22 protein-coding genes and 1 other annotated feature are annotated in these 21,316 nt (G+C 56.1%); of the genes, 9 read left to right on the forward strand and 13 right to left on the reverse strand.

Going from position 1 to position 21,316, the window contains the following annotated elements:
• Nucleotides 1-342: 342 nt before the first annotated feature.
• The 3 genes from clpB to rluD all read right to left on the reverse strand — a co-directional run bounded on the left by clpB (nucleotide 343) and on the right by rluD (nucleotide 4,753).
• The gene (clpB, locus tag ABLU50_RS19750; RefSeq protein WP_004206837.1) at nucleotides 343-2,916 is read right to left on the reverse strand and encodes an ATP-dependent chaperone ClpB; all 2,574 of its coding nucleotides are present in this window, start codon (nucleotides 2,914-2,916) and stop codon (nucleotides 343-345) included.
• A 128-nt stretch (nucleotides 2,917-3,044) separates the two neighbouring features.
• Nucleotides 3,045-3,776, reverse strand: a complete 732-nt coding sequence (gene yfiH / locus ABLU50_RS19755; RefSeq protein ID WP_087832462.1) for a purine nucleoside phosphorylase YfiH — start codon at nucleotides 3,774-3,776, stop codon at nucleotides 3,045-3,047.
• Nucleotides 3,773-4,753: a 23S rRNA pseudouridine(1911/1915/1917) synthase RluD gene (rluD, locus tag ABLU50_RS19760; protein WP_004206840.1), complete on the reverse strand. Its 981-nt coding sequence runs from the start codon at nucleotides 4,751-4,753 to the stop codon at nucleotides 3,773-3,775. The genes yfiH and rluD overlap by 4 nt, the downstream gene beginning before the upstream one ends.
• Before the next feature lie 131 nt (nucleotides 4,754-4,884).
• Between rluD and bamD the strand changes: the two genes are divergently transcribed.
• The 4 genes from bamD (at nucleotide 4,885) to pheA (ending at nucleotide 7,644) form a co-directional block, all read left to right on the forward strand.
• Nucleotides 4,885-5,622 (forward strand): outer membrane protein assembly factor BamD, encoded by a 738-nt coding sequence (gene bamD, locus ABLU50_RS19765; RefSeq protein WP_004145664.1) that lies wholly within the window; start codon nucleotides 4,885-4,887, stop codon nucleotides 5,620-5,622.
• 271 nt (nucleotides 5,623-5,893) lie between these two features.
• Entirely contained in the window at nucleotides 5,894-6,229 is a 336-nt protein-coding gene (raiA, locus tag ABLU50_RS19770; RefSeq protein ID WP_002914111.1) for a ribosome-associated translation inhibitor RaiA, read from the forward strand.
• 105 nt (nucleotides 6,230-6,334) lie between these two features.
• Nucleotides 6,335-6,459, forward strand: a sequence feature (Phe leader region).
• Nucleotides 6,336-6,383 (forward strand): pheA operon leader peptide PheL, encoded by a 48-nt coding sequence (gene pheL / locus ABLU50_RS19775; RefSeq protein ID WP_100250063.1) that lies wholly within the window; start codon nucleotides 6,336-6,338, stop codon nucleotides 6,381-6,383. Its footprint overlaps the feature before it by 48 nt.
• A gap of 24 nt (nucleotides 6,460-6,483) precedes the next feature.
• Complete coding sequence (gene pheA / locus ABLU50_RS19780) at nucleotides 6,484-7,644, forward strand: bifunctional chorismate mutase/prephenate dehydratase (RefSeq protein ID WP_023318895.1); 1,161 nt, start codon at nucleotides 6,484-6,486, stop codon at nucleotides 7,642-7,644.
• Here pheA and ABLU50_RS19785 read toward each other — a convergent pair.
• From ABLU50_RS19785 to aroF, 3 genes are all read right to left on the reverse strand, one after another.
• Nucleotides 7,641-8,513, reverse strand: a complete 873-nt coding sequence (locus ABLU50_RS19785; RefSeq protein ID WP_004206842.1) for an SMP-30/gluconolactonase/LRE family protein — start codon at nucleotides 8,511-8,513, stop codon at nucleotides 7,641-7,643. The genes pheA and ABLU50_RS19785 overlap by 4 nt on opposite strands.
• A gap of 62 nt (nucleotides 8,514-8,575) precedes the next feature.
• Nucleotides 8,576-9,697 carry a bifunctional chorismate mutase/prephenate dehydrogenase gene (tyrA, locus tag ABLU50_RS19790; RefSeq protein WP_004206843.1) on the reverse strand — a complete coding sequence of 374 codons (1,122 nt, stop codon included), beginning with the start codon at nucleotides 9,695-9,697 and terminating at the stop codon, nucleotides 8,576-8,578.
• A gap of 9 nt (nucleotides 9,698-9,706) precedes the next feature.
• Nucleotides 9,707-10,777, reverse strand: a complete 1,071-nt coding sequence (aroF, locus tag ABLU50_RS19795) for a 3-deoxy-7-phosphoheptulonate synthase AroF (protein WP_004206844.1) — start codon at nucleotides 10,775-10,777, stop codon at nucleotides 9,707-9,709.
• Nucleotides 10,778-11,136: 359 nt separating this feature from the next.
• On the opposite strand from aroF, the gene ABLU50_RS19800 reads away from it, so the two are divergent.
• From ABLU50_RS19800 to ABLU50_RS19810, 3 genes are read left to right on the forward strand one after another with little or no spacing between them, the layout of a single operon-like run.
• Nucleotides 11,137-11,646: a YfiR family protein gene (locus ABLU50_RS19800; RefSeq protein ID WP_017900644.1), complete on the forward strand. Its 510-nt coding sequence runs from the start codon at nucleotides 11,137-11,139 to the stop codon at nucleotides 11,644-11,646.
• Nucleotides 11,639-12,862: a diguanylate cyclase DgcN gene (gene dgcN, locus ABLU50_RS19805; protein WP_004206845.1), complete on the forward strand. Its 1,224-nt coding sequence runs from the start codon at nucleotides 11,639-11,641 to the stop codon at nucleotides 12,860-12,862. The genes ABLU50_RS19800 and dgcN overlap by 8 nt, the downstream gene beginning before the upstream one ends.
• 13 nt (nucleotides 12,863-12,875) lie before the next feature.
• Nucleotides 12,876-13,358 carry an OmpA family protein gene (locus tag ABLU50_RS19810; RefSeq protein WP_017900643.1) on the forward strand — a complete coding sequence of 161 codons (483 nt, stop codon included), beginning with the start codon at nucleotides 12,876-12,878 and terminating at the stop codon, nucleotides 13,356-13,358.
• A gap of 8 nt (nucleotides 13,359-13,366) precedes the next feature.
• Here the strand turns inward: ABLU50_RS19810 and ABLU50_RS19815 are convergent, their stop codons facing one another.
• From ABLU50_RS19815 to ffh, 7 genes are all read right to left on the reverse strand, one after another.
• Nucleotides 13,367-14,725, reverse strand: a complete 1,359-nt coding sequence (locus ABLU50_RS19815; protein ID WP_004206847.1) for a PepSY-associated TM helix domain-containing protein — start codon at nucleotides 14,723-14,725, stop codon at nucleotides 13,367-13,369.
• Between the two features lie 54 nt (nucleotides 14,726-14,779).
• A complete protein-coding gene (locus tag ABLU50_RS19820; RefSeq protein WP_004206848.1) occupies nucleotides 14,780-15,241 on the reverse strand; it encodes a DUF2946 domain-containing protein in 462 nt (153 codons plus the stop codon).
• Between the two features lie 119 nt (nucleotides 15,242-15,360).
• Nucleotides 15,361-15,708 (reverse strand): 50S ribosomal protein L19, encoded by a 348-nt coding sequence (gene rplS / locus ABLU50_RS19825; RefSeq protein ID WP_002914145.1) that lies wholly within the window; start codon nucleotides 15,706-15,708, stop codon nucleotides 15,361-15,363.
• A 39-nt stretch (nucleotides 15,709-15,747) separates the two neighbouring features.
• Nucleotides 15,748-16,515, reverse strand: a complete 768-nt coding sequence (gene trmD / locus ABLU50_RS19830; RefSeq protein ID WP_002914147.1) for a tRNA (guanosine(37)-N1)-methyltransferase TrmD — start codon at nucleotides 16,513-16,515, stop codon at nucleotides 15,748-15,750.
• 31 nt (nucleotides 16,516-16,546) lie between these two features.
• The gene (gene rimM / locus ABLU50_RS19835) at nucleotides 16,547-17,095 is read right to left on the reverse strand and encodes a ribosome maturation factor RimM (protein WP_004150977.1); all 549 of its coding nucleotides are present in this window, start codon (nucleotides 17,093-17,095) and stop codon (nucleotides 16,547-16,549) included.
• A gap of 18 nt (nucleotides 17,096-17,113) precedes the next feature.
• Nucleotides 17,114-17,362: a 30S ribosomal protein S16 gene (rpsP, locus tag ABLU50_RS19840; protein WP_002914149.1), complete on the reverse strand. Its 249-nt coding sequence runs from the start codon at nucleotides 17,360-17,362 to the stop codon at nucleotides 17,114-17,116.
• A gap of 238 nt (nucleotides 17,363-17,600) precedes the next feature.
• Nucleotides 17,601-18,965, reverse strand: coding sequence for a signal recognition particle protein (gene ffh / locus ABLU50_RS19845; protein ID WP_002914152.1), 1,365 nt, complete (start codon nucleotides 18,963-18,965; stop codon nucleotides 17,601-17,603).
• Nucleotides 18,966-19,128: 163 nt separating this feature from the next.
• On the opposite strand from ffh, the gene ABLU50_RS19850 reads away from it, so the two are divergent.
• Both ABLU50_RS19850 and ABLU50_RS19855 read left to right on the forward strand, forming a co-directional pair.
• The gene (locus ABLU50_RS19850; RefSeq protein WP_002914153.1) at nucleotides 19,129-19,920 is read left to right on the forward strand and encodes an inner membrane protein YpjD; all 792 of its coding nucleotides are present in this window, start codon (nucleotides 19,129-19,131) and stop codon (nucleotides 19,918-19,920) included.
• Between the two features lie 19 nt (nucleotides 19,921-19,939).
• Nucleotides 19,940-21,226 (forward strand): HlyC/CorC family transporter, encoded by a 1,287-nt coding sequence (locus ABLU50_RS19855; protein WP_023318900.1) that lies wholly within the window; start codon nucleotides 19,940-19,942, stop codon nucleotides 21,224-21,226.
• The last annotated feature ends 90 nt before the right edge of the window (nucleotides 21,227-21,316 follow it).

Genomic DNA, 21,316 nt, shown 5'->3' on the forward strand with positions numbered 1-21,316 from the left:
TCTGATAAATTGTTAAAGAGCAGTTGCGACGCGCTTTAGCGCTCTGTCGCGAGGTCCCGTATAATACGTTTTCCTCATTCAGAGTCAAGCGCTTATTTTGCTTTTCTCTGTCGGCTTCAACGTTATTTTTCGCCGTTGAATCCTGCCGCCCCGGCGGCTTGCTTGCCGTTGTTCCGTGTCAGTGGAGGCGCATTATAGGGGGTAATTCTGAAGTGACAAGGATAAATTCAAAAAAAGAATTCAATCGCTCACTTTTCAACCAAATCAGGTATTAAGCTTTAATTCTTGCCTGGTTTTTAAACAAAAACGAGCCCGCTGGGCCCGTTTTTGTCGTTTTGTGACTTACTGCACTGCCACGATGCGGTCGTCTTTCACTACCAGCTCGACGGTTTTACCCGGAATCAGCTCACCGGAAAGGATCTGCTGGGCCAACGGGTTCTCAATCTGCTGCTGAATAGCGCGTTTCAGTGGCCGCGCGCCGTATACCGGATCGTATCCGTTGGCGCTGAGCAACTTCAGCGCCTCATCGGACATCCGCACTTCATATCCGCGCTCTTCCAGACGTTTATACAGACGCTGCAGCTGGATCTGGGCAATAGAAGCAATGTGTTTCTCACCCAGCGGATGGAAGACCACCACTTCATCGATACGGTTGATGAACTCCGGACGGAAGTTCTGGCTGACAACCCCCAGCACCAGGTCCTTCATATGTCCGTAATCCAGCTCGCCGAACCGTTCCTGAATCAAATCGGAACCGAGGTTCGAGGTCATGATGACCACCGTGTTACGGAAGTCGACCGTTCTCCCCTGGCCATCGGTGAGGCGCCCGTCGTCGAGTACCTGCAGCAGAATGTTGAACACATCCGGGTGCGCTTTTTCCACTTCATCCAACAGGATGACGGAATAAGGACGACGGCGCACCGCCTCGGTCAGGTAACCGCCCTCTTCATAACCGACGTATCCCGGAGGCGCACCGACCAGACGCGAGACGGAGTGTTTCTCCATAAACTCGGACATATCGATACGCACCATTGCGTCGTCGCTGTCGAACATAAAGTTAGCCAGCGTTTTACACAGCTCGGTTTTACCGACCCCGGTCGGACCGAGGAACAGGAATGAACCAATCGGCCGGTTCGGATCGGACAGCCCGGCACGGCTACGGCGAATAGCGTTAGATACTGCTTCAACCGCCTCATCCTGACCAATCACCCGATGATGCAGTTCCTGCTCCATACGCAGCAGTTTGTCACGCTCGCTTTCCATCATCCGGGAGACCGGGATACCGGTCCAGCGGGCCAGCACTTCGGCGATTTCAGCATCCGTTACTTTATTACGCAGCAGACGCATGGTTTTCCCTTCGGACTGAGTGGCTGCCGCCAGCTGTTTCTCCAGTTCCGGAATTTTGCCGTACTGCAGCTCGGACATCCGCGCCAGGTCACCGACGCGACGCGCCTGTTCGATGGCTATTTTCGCCTGCTCCAGCTCGGCTTTGATGGTCTGGGTGCCGGAGAGGGACGCTTTTTCCGCTTTCCACTCTTCTTCCAGCACCGAGTACTGCCGTTCTTTATCCGCCAGCTCCTCGTTGAGCATATCAAGACGCTTCAGACTCGCCTCATCAGACTCTTTCTTCAGCGCCTGCTGCTCCAGTTTCAACTGGATGATACGGCGATCGAGACGGTCCAGCTCTTCCGGCTTTGAGTCGATCTGCATACGGATGCTGGACGCCGCCTCATCGATAAGGTCGATGGCTTTATCCGGCAGCTGACGGTCGGCAATGTAGCGATGCGACAAGGTCGCCGCCGCCACGATAGCCGGGTCGGTGATCTGCACATGGTGGTGCAGTTCATAACGTTCTTTCAGACCGCGCAGAATAGCGATGGTATCTTCTACCGACGGCTCGGCGACGAACACCTTCTGGAAGCGGCGCTCCAGCGCAGCGTCTTTTTCAATGTACTGACGGTATTCGTCGAGCGTCGTCGCCCCGACGCAGTGCAGTTCACCACGCGCCAGCGCCGGCTTCAGCATGTTGCCCGCGTCCATCGCGCCGTCGGCTTTACCAGCGCCAACCATGGTATGCAGTTCGTCGATAAACAGAATGACGTTGCCTTCCTGTTTCGACAGGTCGGTCAGCACGCCTTTCAGACGCTCTTCAAACTCACCGCGGTATTTCGCCCCGGCCACCAGCGCGCCCATATCCAGCGCCAGTACCCGGCGGCCTTTCAGCCCTTCCGGCACTTCGCCGTTGACGATACGCTGCGCCAGGCCTTCGACGATAGCGGTTTTACCCACCCCGGGTTCACCAATCAGCACCGGATTGTTTTTGGTACGGCGCTGCAGTACCTGAATGGTACGGCGGATCTCTTCATCACGGCCGATAACCGGGTCCAGTTTGCCCTGTTCGGCCCGCTCGGTGAGATCGACGGTAAATTTCTTCAATGCCTGACGTTGGTCTTCGGCACCCTGATCGTTCACGCTTTCACCTCCGCGCATTTGTTCAATCGCCTGAGTCACGTTGGCGGTTGTTGCTCCGGCGGATTTTAAAAGGTCGGTCAGCGTACCGCGTGATTCAAGCGCCGCCAGAACAAACAGTTCTGACGATATAAAGTTGTCCTTTTTCTTTTGCGCCAGCTTGTCGCAAAGGTTCAGGATCCGCACTAAATCCTGAGAAGGTTGCACATCGCCGCCGGTGCCTTCCACCTGCGGTAAACGGCTCAGAGCCTGTTCGATGTCAGTGCGCAGTTTCCCGGCATTCACGCCCGCCGAGGTTAATAAAGGACGTACCGATCCCCCTTCCTGATTCAGCAAGGCGCTCATTAAATGAAGAGGTTCGATGAATTGGTTGTCGTGCCCGAGTGCAAGCGACTGGGCATCGGCAAGAGCAAGCTGGAATTTATTGGTAAGACGATCCAGACGCATAACTCCTCCCATAACAGGTCAAATTTGCTACTGGAGATTAAATGAGGTCATCCCTCAATTATTCAAGGTTAAAGACCTGAACTATGCGAAAAATAAGTTTGCCTTCTGGATCGTCTTGATTCTCTAGGTTATATCAGCCAAATGAAACTTGCCATACGACCGGTGGTCTTGTCGCGCCGGTAAGAGAAAAAATCATCCTTTTCGATTAGCGTGCAGCGATCGCCGCCGAAAATCTGCTCAACGCCGACGTTTGCCAGGCGCTGCCGAGCCAGCTGGTAGATATCAGCAAAATATTTTTCGCCTGCCGGACGAAAAGCCTGATGCGCATTCTCATCCTTAGCCATAAAAGCGTCGCGAACTTCTGGGCCCACCTCAAACGCCTGCGGACCGATGGCGGGTCCCAGCCACGCCATAATGTTTTCGGCTTTATCGGCGAAACGGGCGACCGTCTCTTCCAGAACCCCTTCGCATAAGCCGCGCCATCCCGCATGCGCCGCGGCGACTTCAGTACCGGCGCGGTTACAGAACAGGACCGGCAGGCAGTCAGCGGTCATCACCGCGCAGACAGTCCCTGGCGTACGGCTATAAGAGGCATCCGCGCGTTTCGACGGATAGGGTCCGCCGTCCAGCGTGAGCACATCGGTACCATGAACCTGCTCCAGCCAAACCGGGTAAGACGGTAAGCCGCCGGCGGCAAACATCCTCCGCCGGTTTTCTTCGACATGCTGCAGATTGTCGCCGCAATGGGCGCCCAGGTTGAGCGAGTCATAGGGCGGCAGACTCACGCCGCCGATGCGGGTAGAACTACAGGCCGCCACGCTGCCGGGCATTGGCCACTGCGGTACAATCAGTTTAGTCATAACCAGTCAATATCGTCCTTATGGGCTTCAAAATCGGCGCGCATCGCCTCGATGAGCTCGACCATATCTTGTGGGATGGGCGCGTGCCACTCCATTTCAATGCCGGTAATCGGGTGGTACAGACGTAGCATGGTGGCGTGCAGCGCCTGGCGGTCGAATTTACGCAGCGCGGTGATGAACTCCTCCGACGCGCCCTTCGGCGGACGCGGGCGGCCGCCATACACCTGGTCGCCTACCAGCGGATGGGTGATATGCGACATATGCACGCGGATCTGATGCGTACGACCGGTTTCCAGACGCAGGCGCAGGCGGGTATGGATGCGGAAATGTTCCATAATACGGTAGTGGGTCACCGCCGGTTTGCCCATCGGGTGCACCGCCATATGGGTACGCTTGGTCGGATGACGGCTGATCGGTTCTTCAACCGTACCGCCGGCGGTCATATGACCGATCGCCACCGCTTCGTATTCACGGGTGATCTCGCGCAGCTGCAGCGACTCCACCAGCCGGGTTTGCGCTGGAATGGTTTTCGCCACCACCATCAGACCGGTGGTGTCTTTATCCAGACGATGGACGATCCCCGCACGCGGCACATCGGCAATAGGCGGATAGTAGTGCAGCAGCGCATTCAGCACAGTACCGTCAGGGTTGCCCGCGCCAGGATGTACAACCAGATCGCGCGGTTTGTTGATCACGATGATGTCATCATCTTCGTAAACGATATTGAGCGGAATATCCTGCGGCTGGAAGCGCGCCTCTTCTTCGATTTCCACATCGATAGCGATGCGTTCTCCCCCCAGCACTTTTTCTTTCGGTTTATCGCCAATGGTGCCATTGACTAATACGCGTTGGTCGAGGATCCATTCTTTTATCCGCGATCGCGAATAATCAGGGAACAATTCGGCCAAAGCCTGATCTAAGCGTTGACCGAGTTGATTTTCGGTCACCGTTGCGGTGAGTTGTACTCGTTGTGCCATATACAGCTTCTTCGTTTAACGTTGGGTTTTACGGCTTTGCCGTTTAATATAGTGTGCTATTGTAGCTGGTCTTAATCGGGAGCAGGAACAGAGATTCTCCCGCATAAACATTTTGAGGAAGTCAAAACGTCATGACGCGCATGAAATACCTGGTGGCAGCCGCCACACTGAGCCTGGCTTTGGTGGGTTGCTCCGGCTCTAAGGAAGAGGTGCCTGATAATCCGCCGAATGAAATCTACGCGACCGCCCAGCAAAAACTGCAGGACGGTAACTGGAAACAGGCGATAACGCAACTGGAAGCGTTGGATAACCGTTATCCATTCGGCCCTTATTCCCAACAGGTACAGCTGGATCTGATTTATGCGTATTACAAAAACGCTGATCTGCCGCTGGCTCAAGCGGCCATCGATCGCTTCATGCGCTTGAATCCCACCCATCCGAACATCGACTACGTCATCTATATGCGCGGCCTGACCAACATGGCTCTGGATGACAGCGCCCTGCAGGGCTTCTTCGGCGTCGATCGTTCCGACCGCGATCCGCAGCACGCGCGCGATGCCTTCAATGACTTCTCCAAACTGGTACGCGGCTACCCGAACAGCCAGTATGCCACGGATGCCTATAAGCGCATGGTATTCCTGAAAGATCGCCTGGCGAAGTATGAGCTGTCGGTGGTGGATTACTATACCGACCGCGGCGCATGGGTTGCCGTCGTTAACCGCGTGGAAGGTATGATGCGTAACTATCCGGATACCCAGGCCACCCGCGATGCCCTGCCGAAGATGGAAAATGCCTATCGTCAAATGCAGATGAATGCTCAGGCGGACAAAGTCGCGAAGATTATCGCCGCGAACAGTAAGAACACCTGAGCCTGACTCATGGATCGCAAACGGCAGCCACTGGCTGCCGTTTTTTTATTCGTTATCCTGGTTAGCTGAAGCGGTTTAGCGTCGAGTTAACTCATCAAATATGGCCTGCTTTGGCAGGTTCGACAAGTAAAATCTCACTTCTTCCTGCCCTGTCTCACAAAATGAATTCGTTGACAAAAAGTGACAATAAAACGTGATTTAGATCACACATTTTGACATTAGGAAAGGTATGCTGGATTCACCAAGACGGGAAAGACAAGAGGTAAAATTTATGACAATGAACATTACCAGTAAACAAATGGAAATTACTCCGGCAATCCGCCAGCATGTCGCAGACCGTCTCGCCAAACTGGATAAGTGGCAAACTCATTTAATTAACCCGCACATCATTCTGTCTAAGGAGCCGCAGGGTTTTATCGCTGATGCAACCATCAACACGCCAAACGGCCATCTGGTTGCCAGTGCGCGTCATGAAGATATGTACGCCGCCATTAACGAATTGATCAACAAGCTGGAACGGCAGCTCAATAAAGTGCAACACAAAGGGGAAGCCCGCCGCGCCGCGACGTCGGTGAAAGAGGCAGGCTTTGTGGAAGAAGAAGAGTAATCCTTAACTTAAGTTGTGTCATGCCACGCGCCTTCGGGCGCGTTTTTTATTGACAGAGTGAAAACAGTACAGGTACTGTAATCCCCACTACTTAAAGGAATTCATCATGAAACTCGTCCCGTTCTTCTTCGCATTCTTTTTTACCTTCCCCTGACCGGGAGGCAATTCGTCGTATAAGAAAGAATGCGAAGACGAACAATAAGGCCTCCCACCCGGGAGGCCTTTTTTATTGGATAACAACAAAGGCAACATCTATGACCGAGGAAAACCCATTACTGGCGCTGCGCGACAAGATAAGCGCGCTGGATGAGAAACTGCTTGCTCTGCTGGCGGAGCGTCGCGGGCTGGCTGTTGAGGTTGGTAAAGCCAAACTGGCTTCCCATCGCCCGGTGCGTGATATTGACCGCGAACGCGATCTGCTGGAGCGTCTGATGACCCTCGGCAAGCGCCATAATCTGGACGCTCATTACATCACCCGCCTGTTCCAGCTGATTATCGAAGACTCTGTACTGACCCAGCAAACCCTGCTGCAGCAGCATTTGAATAAAATTAACCCGCATTCGGCTCGCGTGGCGTTCCTCGGTCCCAAAGGCTCTTATTCGCATCTGGCGGCGCGTCAGTACGCCGCTCGCCACTTTGAGCAGTTTATTGAAAGCGGCTGCGCGAAGTTCGCCGATATTTTTAATCAGGTGGAAACCGGCCAGGCCGATTACGCCGTAGTGCCGATTGAAAACACCAGCTCCGGCGGGATCAACGATGTCTACGATCTGCTGCAGCACACCAGCCTGTCGATCGTAGGCGAGCTGACGATCCCTATCGATCATTGCGTCCTGGTCAGCACCTCGACGGATGCCGATAAAATTCAGACCGTCTACAGCCATCCGCAACCGTTCCAGCAGTGTAGCCAGTATCTGAGTCGCTACCCGCACTGGAAGATTGAATATACCGAGAGCACCTCAGCGGCGATGGAAAAAGTCGCGCAGGCGAACGCCCCGACCGTCGCGGCGCTGGGCAGCGAAGCGGGCGGCGCTCTGTACGGTCTGCAGGTGCTGGAGCACTGCCAGGCCAACCAGACGCAGAATATTACGCGCTTCCTCGTTCTGGCGCGCAAAGCGGTGAACGTCTCCGATCAGGTTCCGGCGAAGACCACGCTGTTAATGGCGACCGGTCAGCAGGCGGGTGCCCTGGTGGAAGCCTTACTGGTGCTGCGCAATCACAATCTGATCATGACCAAACTGGAATCTCGCCCCATCCATGGCAATCCGTGGGAAGAGATGTTTTATCTCGATATTCAGGCAAACCTGGACTCGCTGCCCATGCGCAAGGCGCTGAAGGAGCTGGCGGAGATCACCCGCTCCATGAAGGTTCTCGGTTGCTACCCCAGCGAAAACGTCGTGCCGGTGGATCCGGTTTAACGTTCGCGGAACGGTAATTTCTTCATCCCTGCCACCGCCACCGGCAGGGTGAAGATGGCGCCGGACAGCGGATACTGCGCCAGCTCATCGTCCTCCATGTTTTCCCGGGTGGTGGTGATATAGAGCGTTTGCATATCCGCCCCGCCAAAGCAGACCATCGTCGGGCAACGTACCGGCATCGGGTAGGACTCCAGCTCCTCACCCTGTGGAGAGAAACGGGCGATCCGCCAGCCGTCAAACATTGCGCTCCAGTAACACCCCTCCACGTCAATCGCCGCCCCGTCCGGTATCCCTTCGCCAGGCTGAAAACGGCGAAAGACTTCGCGCCGGCCAGGCTCACCCTGCTCATCCAGCGGCGTACGGTAGATCACGGCGTTCGGCGTATCGGAGGTATACATCCAGCGCCGGTCGGCGCTAAACGCCAGACCGTTGGCGCCATGGATGTCACACTGGATCACCGTCGGCTTCAGGTCGTTATCGACCCGCATCAGCAGCGCGCCGTTATAATCCCCCGGGCCCCAGAAGGTGCCGGCATAAAAGCGCCCATCGCGATCGGTCCCGCCATCGTTAAACCGCGCCAGTTCCGGATTGCTCGGGTTATCGCAGACTTTACGCCGTAGCAGACCGTGGGCGTCGGTCAGCCAGATACCGCTGCGCAATGCAACGATAAACCCGCCCTTCTCGCGCAAGGAAAAACAGCCGACCTCCTCCGGAAATTGCAGCACCTGGTGTTCGCCGCTGCGGGTATCGTAGCGGTGAATTTCACATTCCATAATATCGGCCCAGTAGAGGGCCTGCTCTGCCTCGCTCCAGGTCGGGCATTCCGGCAGGTATCCGGTGTAGTCAAACAGCGGTTGTGGTTCAGCCATCGTTGTCATCCCTATAAAAAAAGCCAGCGGTCGCTGGCTTTATTGTATACACCTTTTTCGCTTTACTGCCGATTATCGTTCGCCTGACGCAGCAGCGTGCGGCTCTCGCTCTGGAAACGCTGGGCGTAATCGCCAAACCAGTGTTCGACTTTACGGAAGCTATCGATAAACGCCTGCTTATCGCCCTGCTCCAGCAGACCGATCGCCTCGCCAAACCGCTGGTAGTAGCGCTTAATCAGCGCCAGGTTGTTTTCCGAAGACATAATAATGTCGGCGTAGAGCTGCGGATCCTGGGCAAACAGACGGCCCACCATCGCCAGCTCCAGCCGGTAAATGGGTGACGAGAGCGCCAGCAACTGCTCAAGGCGCACATTCTCTTCCGCCAGGTGCAGCCCATAGGCGAAGGTGGCAAAGTGGCGCAACGCCTGAATAAAGGCCATGTTCTGATCGTGCTCCACCGCGCTGATGCGATGCAGGCGCGCGCCCCAGACCTGAATTTGCTCGAGGAACCACTGATAGGCCTCTGGCTGGCGGCCATCGCAGTAGACCACCACCTGCTTGGCAAGGCTGCCGCTATCCGGACCGAACATCGGGTGCAGGCCGAGTACCGGGCCCTGATGCGCCGCCAGCATCGCCTGCAGCGGCTCTGCTTTAACCGAGGCAAGGTCGACCAGAATGCAATCCGCCGGCAGCGGCGGCAGCCTGGCGATCGTCTCCACGGTGGTGTGAATCGGCACGCTGACAATGACCATGCCGGCATCGGCGACGATATCCGTCGCCCGCGCCCAGTCCTCTTTTTCCAGAATGCGCACCTGATAGCCGGACAGCGTTAACATCTTCTCAAACAGACGCCCCATCTGCCCGCCGCCGCCGACGATCACTACCGGCCGCAGATTCGGATAAAGGGTTTTGAAGCCTTTGTCGTTTTCGCTGGAATAGGATTCGCGCATCACGCGACGCAGAACGTCCTCGATCAGATCCGGCGGAACGCCGAGCGCAGCCGCCTCTTCTCGCCGGGAGGCGAGCATCGCCGCCTCGCGTTCCGGGACGTAAATCGGCAGGCCATACTGGCTCTTCACCTCGCCGACTTCGGCCACCAGTTCCAGGCGCTTAGCCAGCAGGCTAAGCAACGCTTTATCTACTTCATCAATTTGATCGCGTAACGCGGTCAGTTCAGCAACCATACTTTCCTCTTACACCAAACGGGCCGCCAGGTGGCCGCGGAGATCCTTATCCAGTTCACGCAGTAGCGCATCGGTGGTTTCCCAGCTGATGCAGGCATCCGTTACCGAAACGCCGTATTTCATCGCCTCACGCGGCTGTTCAGAGGACTGATTGCCCTCGTGGATATTACTCTCGATCATCAGGCCGATAATGGAGCGATTTCCATCTTTAATCTGCGCGACAACGGATTCAGCCACGGCCGGCTGGCGGCGGAAATCTTTATTGGAGTTCCCATGACTGCAATCTACCATCAGCGACGGCTTCAGTCCCGCCTGCGCCATCTCTTTTTCGCATTTCGCCACATCGTCCGGACCGTAGTTTGGCGCCTTACCGCCGCGGAGGATCACATGGCCGTTCGGGTTACCCTGCGTTTGCAGCAGGCAGACCTGCCCGGCCTGGTTGATACCGACGAAACGGTGCGGCATCGCCGCGGCGCGCATGGCGTTGATGGCCGTGGCCAGGCTGCCGTCGGTGCCATTTTTAAAGCCTACCGGCATGGAAAGACCAGAGGCCATTTCGCGGTGCGTCTGAGATTCCGTGGTTCGCGCGCCGATGGCGGACCAGCTGAATAGATCCCCAAGGTACTGCGGGCTGTTGGGATCCAGCGCTTCCGTCGCCAGCGGCAGTCCCATATTCACGAGCTCGACCAGCAGACGACGCGCAATCTTCAGGCCGCCTTCAACATCAAACGAACCATCCATATGCGGGTCGTTAATCAGCCCCTTCCAGCCGACGGTAGTACGGGGTTTTTCAAAATAGACGCGCATCACCAGGTAGAGGCTATCGCTGACCTCTGCGGCAAGGGCTTTAAACCGACGAGCATATTCGATCGCAGCTTCCGGATCGTGAATGGAGCAAGGACCGCAAACCACCAGCAGGCGCGGATCGCGGCCGGCGATGATATCGGAGATGGTTTCACGGGCGTGCGCGATCTGCGCTTCCTGTTCAACGCTCAGGGGGAATTCCGCCTTCAGTTGCTCCGGGGTCATTAACACATGTTCGTCGGTAATATGTACGTTATTCAGCGCGTCTTTTTGCATGATTGCGATCCTGTGTAGCTCGTTTGCGATAGGGGTTGCCTCAGCGGGCATGACGTAACGATACCATACAAAGTAAAGAATTCAATCCATATTCCGTAAATTTTACTTTACACTAATAAATTAATTGGCACTTACCACGGCATTAAACGTACAAAAATATTTACACATAGCGAAATCGCGCCAAAATTGCTCATCAGAGCCATCGGCATTACGAAAAATCCTGGTGAGATTTGTCCCAAAGCAAAGGGCGCATCTAATGACGGGTTTTGCTATCAGTGATATTCTTCGCCGGGCATCGGCAGCGGCTTTTCCCGCGCAGCGGCTTTTCCCGCGCCAGGGCGAATTTGACGGAAGCGTTAATGACAGTATTACACCGTCTTTTATTGACTGTATTTTTTCTCATCGCGGTATCTCCTGTTTTTGCTGCCGGACCTTCAGAACATGTTCGCGCGATTGTTTCCGGGATCGTGACCTATACCCGTTGGCCGTCATTAACAGGGGCGCCGAAGCTGTGCATTTTTGCCTCATCACGCTTCACCCATAGCCTGGCTCATGAAGATCCGGATGCATTGCCCTATCAACCGGTGATAGTACGTAATAGTGAAGAAGCGTTAAAAACAACCTGCGATGGTTTTTATTTTGGCAGCGAATCGCCGACCCAACAGTCGGAATTAACTCGCCGCTATGGCTCGAGGCCGCTGTTACTCATCGCAGAACAAAATACGGATTGCTCAATTGGTAGCGCGTTTTGCCTGATCATCAACGACGACAGGGTCCGCTTCTCCGTTAATCTGGACGTTCTGACGCACAGCGGGGTTCGGGTTAACCCGGACGTCCTGATGCTTGCCCGGAAGAAACCACATGAATAAGGACTTTTCACAGACATCGCGCCCGACGTTCAAACGCGCGCTGCGTCGCATTAGCGTGATAAGCGTGGTGATTTCCATGACGCTGGTCTGGCTGCTGCTGAGCACGGCCTCTATCTTCACGCTCAAGCAGTACGCGCAGAAAAACCTTGAGCTCACTGCCGCGACCATGGGCCGCAGTCTCGAAGCCGCCCTGGTGTTTGGCGACAGCGCGGCAGCAGAGGAGACCCTCGCTTCGCTGGGGAAGCAAGGGCAGATTTCCCAGGCAATCGTGCTCAACGGCCAGAAGCAGCCCTTCGCCGCATGGCGCCACGAACCGCTGGCCAACAAAGAACAAGTGAGCGGCCTTATCAGTAAATGGCTGTTTCCGGAGCCCACGGTGCAGCCCATCTGGCACCAGGGTAAACAAATCGGCGAGCTGCGACTAACCGCGCTTGATGAACTGATTAGCCACTTTCTGGGCATCTCGATTCTGGTACTGACAGGCAGCATTCTGCTCGCCTCGTTTATCGGCCTGCTGCTGACCCACTCCCTGCACCGGGGGATCGTCGCCGCCCTGCAGAGCATCACCGAGGTCGTGCATGATATTCGCGAAAACCGCCACTTCTCCCGGCGGGTGCCGGAGGAGCGTATCGAGGAGTTCCATCTGTTTGCCCAGGACTTTAACAGTCTGCTGGGGGAGATGGAGGACTGGCAGCGCCAGCTGCAGGCCAAAAATGCTCAGCTGTTGCGCAGCTCGTTACACGATCCGTTGACCGGACTGGCTAACCGCGCCGCCTTTCGCAACGCGCTTGCCGAGCTGATGAAAAATGAAGTGGATCACCAGACCTCAGCGTTACTGTTTCTCGATGGCGATAACTTCAAATTGATCAATGACAACTGGGGACATGCGGCGGGCGATAAAGTGCTGATGGAAGTCGCCAGCCGCCTGATGACTTTCGCCGGTAAACGCCATCTGGCGTGGCGTCTCGGCGGCGATGAGTTTGCCGTTCTGCTGCGCGAGGTGCGCTCGGAAGCAGAAGTCCAGGCCCTGTGCCAGGCGCTGTCTGAACAATTTCTTCCGCCATTCAATCTGCACAATGGCCATAGCGCCACGCTCTCGCTGAGCGTCGGTTATGCACTGGCGTGGGAGCACGCCACTGCGGAATCACTGCAAGAACTTGCCGATCAGAATATGTATCGGATGAAAAACCAACGTATCCAGCAGACGCTGAAATAATAAAGGACGCATTATGATCACGAAATATTTCGCCCCCGCCCTGATGGCGGCGGCGCTTTTGACAGGTTGCCAGGCTCCTCAGGGAAAATTTACCCCCGAGCAGGTGGCGGCGATGAAATCTTACGGCTTCACTGAAAGCAACGGCGATTGGTCCCTGGGCTTATCCGATAGCATCCTGTTTGACAAGAATGACTACCGACTACGTCCCGACAGCCGCCAGCAGATCACCCAAATGGCCTCGCGGCTGGCGACAACCGGGATAACGCATAGCCGCCTTGAAGGCCACACCGATAATTATGGTGAGGATAGCTATAACGAAGCCCTGTCGCTTAAGCGGGCCAACAGCGTAGCCGATGCCTGGGCGGAAGGCGCCCATATCCCGCGCAGTAATTTAGTCACCCGCGGCCTTGGCAAAAAATACCCGATCGCCAGCAACGACACCGCGGCCGGGCGCGCTGAAAACCGCCGGGTTACGGTGGTCATCAGCACGCCGTAAACGTCCGCTTAATCGCTGGACTTCGCCATCCTCATTGCCGTTGCCGCGCGCCAGCGCAGGTAGTCAACGGCAATGAACAACACCAGGCTGATGCCCATCAACGGCATGGCCAGACCCAGGGCTAACGCTATCCCCAGCACCAGCCCACGGGCAGGCCAGGCGAGCGACAGCCACGCCCGCAGCAGCGAATGCGCCGGATCCCAGACGGCCTGAGGCGGACGGCGCATCCACCACAGCCGGTACCCCACGGCGATGGTTACGCACAGCGCACAGCCAAACCCCACCAGCAGCAGTTGATTCGCCAGACCGAAGAGGATCCCCATATGGAAATCGACGCCCCAGCGGGTAAGTTTCGCCATCAGAGGAAAGTCGGCAAAATGGGTGCGATCCACCACCTCCATCGTGGCGCCATCGATCGCTACCGCATCCACCTGCGTCGGCCAGCGGCGGTCGATCTCATTCACCGTCCAGGCGCGTCCGTCTGATACCGGGGGACGGATCTCCAGCCGGCTGGCGTTCAGCCCCGCCTGACGGGCCACCGCCAGTGCCCGGTCAAACTGCGCTGGTTGATGCTGGGTCATGGCCATCGCCTCCCTGTGATGCCCGGCATGGGGATCGTGTGCCATCGGTGCCTCACCGTGCAGCAGGGTATTGACCTGCGGCGTCCACCAGCCGAAAGCCGCCCGCATTTTATCCACATTGCCGCCGGCCCATTGCGACCAGGTCAGGCCGGTGGCGGAGAAGAGCAGCATGCCCAGCAGTAAACTCCAGCCCAGCGTCACGTGCAGCCGACGATGATTCTGCAGGGCGTTACTGATCCGCCGTTTTGGACGCGTCATCGCCCACAGGGCAATGCCCCCCAGCGCGGCCACCCACATCCATGAGGCAGCCAGTTCGCTGTAGAGCCGCCCGCTGTCGCCCAACAGCAGCGAACGATGCGCATAGTCAATCCACTGACGCAGCGGCAGGATGCCGCTGGTGCCGTAGACCGTCATATCGCCCTTCACCCGCAGCGCGATCGGATCGACAAAAATGGCCCGGGATTCCGACTCCCCGAGACGCGGATCGGCAAACATAATGCGGGTGGTCTCGCCCACCGCGGGGGCCGGACGCACCGCCAGCAGCCGCAGATTACCCTGGGTTGCTTCCTCGGCCAGCGCAATCTGGGCGCTGAGCGGTTGCGGGGTGCCTTCGGGAAGGCCATACAGCGCATCGTGATAGAGCCAGTTTTCCAGTTGCGGCGTCGCCACATAAAGCGTACCGGTCAGGGCTGCGACAAAGATAAACGGTCCGATAAACAGCCCGATATAGAAATGGAGGCGACGCAGCAGGTTCAGCCATGCCGCGCGCGAGGTGCAGGTTGTCATACTTTTCCTTTTTTTAAAGCAAAAGAGGTCGTTGCGCGGTGCGCAGATTGATTTTTATGAAAGGGAAAAAGCAGACAGCCGCGGCGGGGCGCGGGTTTCGGGGTAGAGCCAGGGAAAGTAGCGCCAGTGTTTTAATACCGGGCGAGATGCCGGCAGGCGAATGCGCCGCAGGAGCATGGCGACGAACAGCGCCAGCGCGAAAATCAGCCCTGGAACATGGGCTAACAGCACGCAATAGCCACACGCTTCGGCATGGTCCAGCGGCAGTTCGTGTCCGGTAGGCGTAGCACCGTCTGTGCTGTGCATCATCGCCATATCGTGGCCGGGCATCTGCGCCATACTCGCTGGCGAGCTGTCCATCATCATGGCGTGGTGCATGCCGGGCATGGCGCTCATAGGGTCTTTTTGCAGGGAGACGGAGATCAGGGGGGCCACCACGATCAGCAGGATCGCCAACAGCGCCAGCCAGGCGGCTCGCCGTTTAGGTGTCGTTTGCTGAAAACTGTTACTGACCACCGCCCCTCCGAATAGAGGGCGTATTGTAAATGATTTACATCACGATGGTTACAACAAAGATAAAAAAAGGGCCGGCCCTGAGGCCAGCCCTTTTTGTCAGGATGTCGCGAAAGCGAATCTTAGTTAAGACGCTCTTTGATACGAGCAGACTTACCAGTGCGCTCACGCAGGTAGTACAGTTTAGCTTTACGTACAGCACCACGACGTTTAACAGCAATGCTGTCAACTACCGGAGAGTGAGTCTGGAAGACACGCTCAACGCCTTCGCCGTTGGAAATTTTGCGAACAGTGAATGCAGAGTGCAGACCGCGGTTACGAATAGCGATAACCACGCCCTCGAATGCCTGCAGACGTTTTTTGGAACCTTCAACAACCCATACTTTCACTTCCACGGTATCACCCGGACGGAAGGAAGGTACGTCCTGCTTCATCTGTTCTTGTTCAAGTTGCTTAATAATGTTGCTCATAATTTAATCTCTTATCCTGGGTAAACTGATATTGGGGGCTCACGCCTGCCCATCATGTTTATGCTGCTGTTGCGCGTGTTCAGTTTTGAACTCCGCCAGCAGCTTTGCTTGCTCTTCAGTCAGAGCCAGGTTTTCCAGAAGTTCAGGTCTTCTAAGCCAGGTGCGGCCCAGCGACTGCTTCAGACGCCAGCGACGTATCTCAGCATGGTTTCCCGACAGCAATACTGGCGGTACTTCCATCTCTTCTAACACTTCAGGACGGGTATAGTGGGGGCAATCCAGCAACCCATCAGCAAAGGAATCTTCCGTTGCCGATGCTTCATGGCCCAGTACTCCCGGAATGAACCGGGAAACGGAGTCAATCAGCGTCATTGCCGGTAACTCACCACCGCTGAGAACGTAATCGCCGATTGACCATTCTTCGTCAATTTCGGTTTGGATTACGCGCTCATCTATCCCTTCGTAACGACCACACACCAGAATCAGTTTCTGATTCGTTGCCAGTTCGCTGACGCCCGCTTGATCAAGCTTGCGTCCCTGAGGTGACAGATAAATCACCTTCGCGCCTTCACCTGCCGCGGCTTTTGCTGCATGAATGGCATCCCGTAAGGGTTGCACCATCATTAGCATCCCCGGTCCGCCGCCGTAAGGACGATCGTCCACGGTACGGTGCCGGTCATGCGTGAAGTCACGAGGACTCCAGCTTTCGATGCTCAGCAGGCCATTTTTTACTGCCCGGCCAGTTACCCCGTAATCGGTAATTGCGCGGAACATTTCAGGAAACAGGCTAATTATGCCAATCCACATAGCGCCGTCTTTTACCGTTTATCCGGAGAATTTAAAAACCAGGATCCCAATCTACTTCGATAGTACGCGTAGTGAGATCGACTTTCTTGATAACCTGCCCATCGAGGAACGGAACCAACCGCTCCTTGATACCAAATGCATCTTTCAGGTTTGCCTTGATGACGAGCACGTCATTAGACCCGGTTTCCATCATATCGATGACTTTACCGAGGCTATAGCCTTCCGTCGTCACTACCTGGCAGCCCATCAGGTCTTTCCAGTAGTAGTCACCCTCTTCCAGCTCCGGCAACTGCGATGAATCCACGATAATTTCGCAATTAGTCAGTAGATTCGCGGCATCACGATCGTCAACGCCTTTCAGCTTGATGATGATGTCCTGATTGTGGTGGCGCCAGCTTTCCAGCTCAACAACCTGCCACTGACCCGCCTTCTGGATTAACCAGGGCTGATAGTCAAAAATGCTTTCGGCGTCTTCGGTGGAGGAAAACACTCTGAGCCAACCACGGATACCGTAGGAAGAACCCATTTTCCCCAATACGATCGGATCAACAGGTGCTTGTGCGGTGTGTTGCTTGCTCATCATGACCACCGTGACAGATTAAGCTGCTTTGTTAGCGGCTTTGATCAGCGCGGCAACGCGATCGGAAACAGTAGCGCCCTGGCCAACCCAGTGAGCGATACGATCCAGATCCAGGCGAGTTTCTTCTTCCGCACCGTTAGCGATCGGGTTGAAGAAACCAACGCGCTCGATGAAGCGACCGTTGCGTGCATTACGGCTGTCGGTGACAACAACCTGGTAGAACGGACGCTTTTTAGCGCCGTGACGTGCTAAACGAATAGTTACCATAACATCCTCTTGTGTGAATAAAACAACCGGGCCCCATCGAGGAACGGAGCCCGGTGTCATATTAAAAGCCCGAAAATTTTACTGATTTCTGTGCAAAAATCAATTCAAAACTACATACGCTAAATAATTCGAGTTGCAGGAAGGCGGCAAGTGAGTAAATCCCCGGGAGCGTACACAAGTACGTGACCGGGGTGAACGAACGCAGCCAACGCATCTGCGGCTTGAATTATGACGCGTATTAACGGCCCGGGAAGCCTGGAGGCATCATCCCTTTCATCCCGCGCATCATCTTCATCATGCCGCCTTTCGACTTCATCTTCTTCATCATGCGCTGCATGTCGTCGAACTGCTTGAGCAGACGGTTCACATCCTGCACCTGCATCCCGCAGCCGGCGGCGATACGGCGCTTACGTGAACCTTTGATGATTTCCGGCTTAGCGCGCTCTTTCAGGGTCATCGAGTTGATGATCGCTTCCATACGCACCAGCACTTTGTCGTCCATCTGCGCTTTGACGTTGTCCGGGATCTGGCCCATACCCGGCAGCTTGCCCATCAGGCTGGCCATGCCGCCCATGTTTTTCATCTGGCGCAGCTGCTCCAGGAAGTCGGTGAGGTCGAAACCGTCGCCTTTCTTCAGCTTGGAGGCCAGCTTCTCGGCCTGCGCGCGGTCGACTTTACTCTCGATATCTTCGATCAGCGACAGCACGTCGCCCATGCCGAGGATGCGGGAGGCGACGCGGTCCGGATGGAACGGTTCCAGCGCTTCGGTTTTCTCGCCGACGCCGAGGAATTTAATCGGCTTACCGGTAATATGGCGAATCGACAGCGCCGCGCCGCCGCGGGCGTCACCGTCCACTTTGGTCAGCACCACGCCGGTCAGCGGCAGCGCTTCGTTAAAGGCTTTAGCGGTATTCGCCGCATCCTGGCCGGTCATCGCATCGACGACGAACAGGGTTTCAACCGGATTAATGGCGGCGTGGACGTGCTTAATTTCGTCCATCATCGCTTCGTCAACGTGCAGACGACCGGCGGTATCCACCAGCAGCACGTCGTAGAATTTGAGCTTCGCTTCTTTCAGCGCCGCGTTGACGATATCAACCGGCTTCTGCCCGACGTCGGACGGGAAGAAGTCGACGCCGACCTGCTCGGCCAGGGTCTCCAGCTGTTTAATCGCCGCCGGGCGGTAAACGTCCGCGGAGACCACCAGCACTTTCTTCTTGTGCTTCTCGCGCAGGAATTTCCCCAGCTTACCGACACTGGTGGTTTTACCGGCACCCTGCAGGCCCGCCATCAGCACCACCGCCGGCGGCTGCGCCGCCAGGTCGAGGGTCTGGTTCTCTTCGCCCATCGCCGCCACCAGCTCGTTGCGGACGATTTTGACGAACTCCTGACCCGGGGTCAGGCTTTTATTGACTTCATGGCCGACCGCGCTCTCTTTGACGCGGCTGATGAAGTCCCGTACCACCGGAAGCGCAACGTCCGCTTCCAGCAGCGCCATGCGCACTTCGCGCAGGGTGTCTTTAATATTGTCTTCTGTAAGGCGTCCGCGGCCGCTAATGTTGCGCAGCGTACGCGACAAACGATCGGTTAAATTATCAAACATTGTCTCTCGCCTGAGGTGGAAACGGTCGGTCGCCGCAGCGACACACAAAACGAATGTGGCGGAGTATAACACGACATCAATCTGAATGTGCTGCAACGGTTGGAGCAGAGGCCTGCTGACGTTATACTGCTTCTCTTTCTTATTTAGCCAACAGCCGACACCTATGCCTGTTTTTGCTCTACTCGCCCTTGTCGCCTACTCCGTCAGCCTCGCGCTGATTATCCCCGGCTTGCTGCAAAAAAACAGCAGCTGGCGGCGAATGGCGATTTTATCTGCGACTATCGCGTTGATCTGCCATGCTTTTGCGCTGGAAGCACGGATATTCCCCGGCGGCGAGAGCGGGCAAAACCTCAGCTTACTGAACGTCGGGTCGCTGGTGAGCCTGATGATCTGTACGGTGATGACTATCGTGGCCTCGCGCAATCGCGGCTGGCTGCTGCTGCCTATCGTCTATGCCTTCGCGCTGATCAACCTGGCCTTCGCCACCTTCGTGCCTAACGAATATATCACCCACCTGGAAACCACTCCGGGGATGCTGGTGCATATCGGCCTGTCGCTCTTCTCGTACGCCACGCTGATCATTGCCGCGCTGTATGCGCTACAGCTGGCGTGGATCGACTACCAGTTAAAGAACAAAAAGCTGGCCTTCAGCAGCGAAATGCCGCCGCTGATGAGCATTGAGCGCAAAATGTTCCACATCACTCAGGTCGGCGTAGTGCTGCTGACTCTGACGCTGTGCAGCGGCCTGTTCTATATGCACAATCTGTTCAGCAGCGAAAACATTGATAAAGCGGTGCTGTCGATTATTGCGTGGTTCGTCTATATCGTCCTGCTGTGGGGCCACTATCATGAAGGGTGGCGCGGACGTCGCGTGGTCTGGTTCAGCGTCGCTGGCGCCGGTCTGCTGACGCTGGCCTATTTTGGTAGCCGCGTGCTGCAACAGTTCGTGAGCTAAGTCTTTTAAGGAATCCTACGTGGAACATATCTCCACCACCACGCTGATCATAACGCTGATCGTCATGGTGATTATCTCTGCCTATTTCTCCGGCTCCGAAACCGGCATGATGACGCTGAACCGCTACCGGCTGCGTCATATGGCGAAACAAGGCAACCGCCCCGCCAAGCGCGTGGAGAAGCTGCTGCGCAAGCCGGACCGCCTGATTAGCCTCGTGCTCATCGGTAATAACCTTGTCAACATTCTCGCCTCGGCGCTGGGCACCATCGTCGGCATGCGCCTGTACGGCGATGCCGGCGTCGCGATCGCCACTGGCGTACTCACCTTTGTGGTGCTGGTATTTGCCGAAGTCCTGCCGAAAACCATCGCCGCCCTCTATCCGGAAAAAGTTGCCTACCCCAGCAGCTTCCTGTTGGCGCCCCTGCAGGTGCTGATGATGCCGCTGGTGTGGCTGCTGAATACCATCACCCGCATACTGATGCGCATGATGGGCATCCGCACCGATACCGTCATCAGCAGCGCCCTGAGCAAAGATGAACTGCGCACGATTGTGAATGAATCCCGTTCACAAATCTCACGACGCAATCAGGACATGCTGCTGTCGGTGCTGGACCTGGAGAAGGTCAGCGTTAACGACATCATGGTGCCGCGCAATGAGATTGTCGGCATCGACATCAATGACGACTGGAAATCTATCGTCCGCCAGCTGACCCACTCCCCACACGGCCGCATTGTGCTCTACCGCGATTCGCTGGACGATGCCATCAGCATGCTGCGCGTCCGCGAAGCCTACCGACTGATGACGGAGAAGAAAGAGTTCACAAAAGAGATCATGCTGCGAGCGGCAGATGAGATCTACTTTGTTCCTGAAGGGACGCCGCTCAGCACCCAGCTGGTGAAATTCCAGCGTAATAAAAAGAAAGTCGGTCTGGTTGTCGATGAATACGGCGATATTCAGGGGCTGGTCACCGTAGAAGATATTCTTGAAGAGATTGTCGGCGACTTCACCACCTCCATGTCACCCACCCTGGCGGAGGAAGTGACCCCGCTCAACGACGGCACCGTGATAATCGACGGCAGCGCCAACGTTCGCGAAATCAACAAAGCGTTCAACTGGCACCTGCCGGAAGATGAAGCGCGCACCATCAACGGTATCATCCTTGAAGCGCTGGAAGAGATCCCGGTCCCGGGCACCCGCGTGCGCATTGAGCAGTATGATATTGATATTCTCGACGTGCAGGACAACATGATCAAACAGGTGAAAGTGATGCCGGTGAAATCATTACGCGAGAGCGTCGCGGAGTAGCACGAGCGAAGGAATTAACCTCACGGTGGGCTGCGGCCCGCCGTTTTTTTTATCTCGCGCCGGGGAGCGATGACATAAAAAACGGCCGCC

The sequence above is a fragment of the Klebsiella sp. GG_Kp173 genome (genome assembly GCF_040062415.1).
GTDB classification, from domain to species: domain Bacteria; phylum Pseudomonadota; class Gammaproteobacteria; order Enterobacterales; family Enterobacteriaceae; genus Klebsiella; species Klebsiella quasipneumoniae.

Excerpts from the sequence above, each read along its gene's own strand:
- rluD (WP_004206840.1), bottom strand. The coding sequence starts at position 4,753 with ATGGCACAACGAGTACAACTCACCGCAACGGTGACCGAAAATCAACTC.
- ABLU50_RS19785 (WP_004206842.1), bottom strand. The coding sequence starts at position 8,513 with ATGGCTGAACCACAACCGCTGTTTGACTACACCGGATACCTGCCGGAA.
- yfiH (WP_087832462.1), bottom strand. The coding sequence starts at position 3,776 with ATGACTAAACTGATTGTACCGCAGTGGCCAATGCCCGGCAGCGTGGCG.
- rplS (WP_002914145.1), bottom strand. The coding sequence starts at position 15,708 with ATGAGCAACATTATTAAGCAACTTGAACAAGAACAGATGAAGCAGGAC.
- ffh (WP_002914152.1), bottom strand. The coding sequence starts at position 18,965 with ATGTTTGATAATTTAACCGATCGTTTGTCGCGTACGCTGCGCAACATT.
- rimM (WP_004150977.1), bottom strand. The coding sequence starts at position 17,095 with ATGAGCAAGCAACACACCGCACAAGCACCTGTTGATCCGATCGTATTG.
- dgcN (WP_004206845.1), top strand. The coding sequence starts at position 11,639 with ATGAATAAGGACTTTTCACAGACATCGCGCCCGACGTTCAAACGCGCG.
- trmD (WP_002914147.1), bottom strand. The coding sequence starts at position 16,515 with ATGTGGATTGGCATAATTAGCCTGTTTCCTGAAATGTTCCGCGCAATT.
- clpB (WP_004206837.1), bottom strand. The coding sequence starts at position 2,916 with ATGCGTCTGGATCGTCTTACCAATAAATTCCAGCTTGCTCTTGCCGAT.
- ABLU50_RS19850 (WP_002914153.1), top strand. The coding sequence starts at position 19,129 with ATGCCTGTTTTTGCTCTACTCGCCCTTGTCGCCTACTCCGTCAGCCTC.
- aroF (WP_004206844.1), bottom strand. The coding sequence starts at position 10,777 with ATGCAAAAAGACGCGCTGAATAACGTACATATTACCGACGAACATGTG.
- raiA (WP_002914111.1), top strand. The coding sequence starts at position 5,894 with ATGACAATGAACATTACCAGTAAACAAATGGAAATTACTCCGGCAATC.
- bamD (WP_004145664.1), top strand. The coding sequence starts at position 4,885 with ATGACGCGCATGAAATACCTGGTGGCAGCCGCCACACTGAGCCTGGCT.
- ABLU50_RS19800 (WP_017900644.1), top strand. The coding sequence starts at position 11,137 with ATGACAGTATTACACCGTCTTTTATTGACTGTATTTTTTCTCATCGCG.
- pheA (WP_023318895.1), top strand. The coding sequence starts at position 6,484 with ATGACCGAGGAAAACCCATTACTGGCGCTGCGCGACAAGATAAGCGCG.
- ABLU50_RS19810 (WP_017900643.1), top strand. The coding sequence starts at position 12,876 with ATGATCACGAAATATTTCGCCCCCGCCCTGATGGCGGCGGCGCTTTTG.
- ABLU50_RS19815 (WP_004206847.1), bottom strand. The coding sequence starts at position 14,725 with ATGACAACCTGCACCTCGCGCGCGGCATGGCTGAACCTGCTGCGTCGC.
- rpsP (WP_002914149.1), bottom strand. The coding sequence starts at position 17,362 with ATGGTAACTATTCGTTTAGCACGTCACGGCGCTAAAAAGCGTCCGTTC.
- tyrA (WP_004206843.1), bottom strand. The coding sequence starts at position 9,697 with ATGGTTGCTGAACTGACCGCGTTACGCGATCAAATTGATGAAGTAGAT.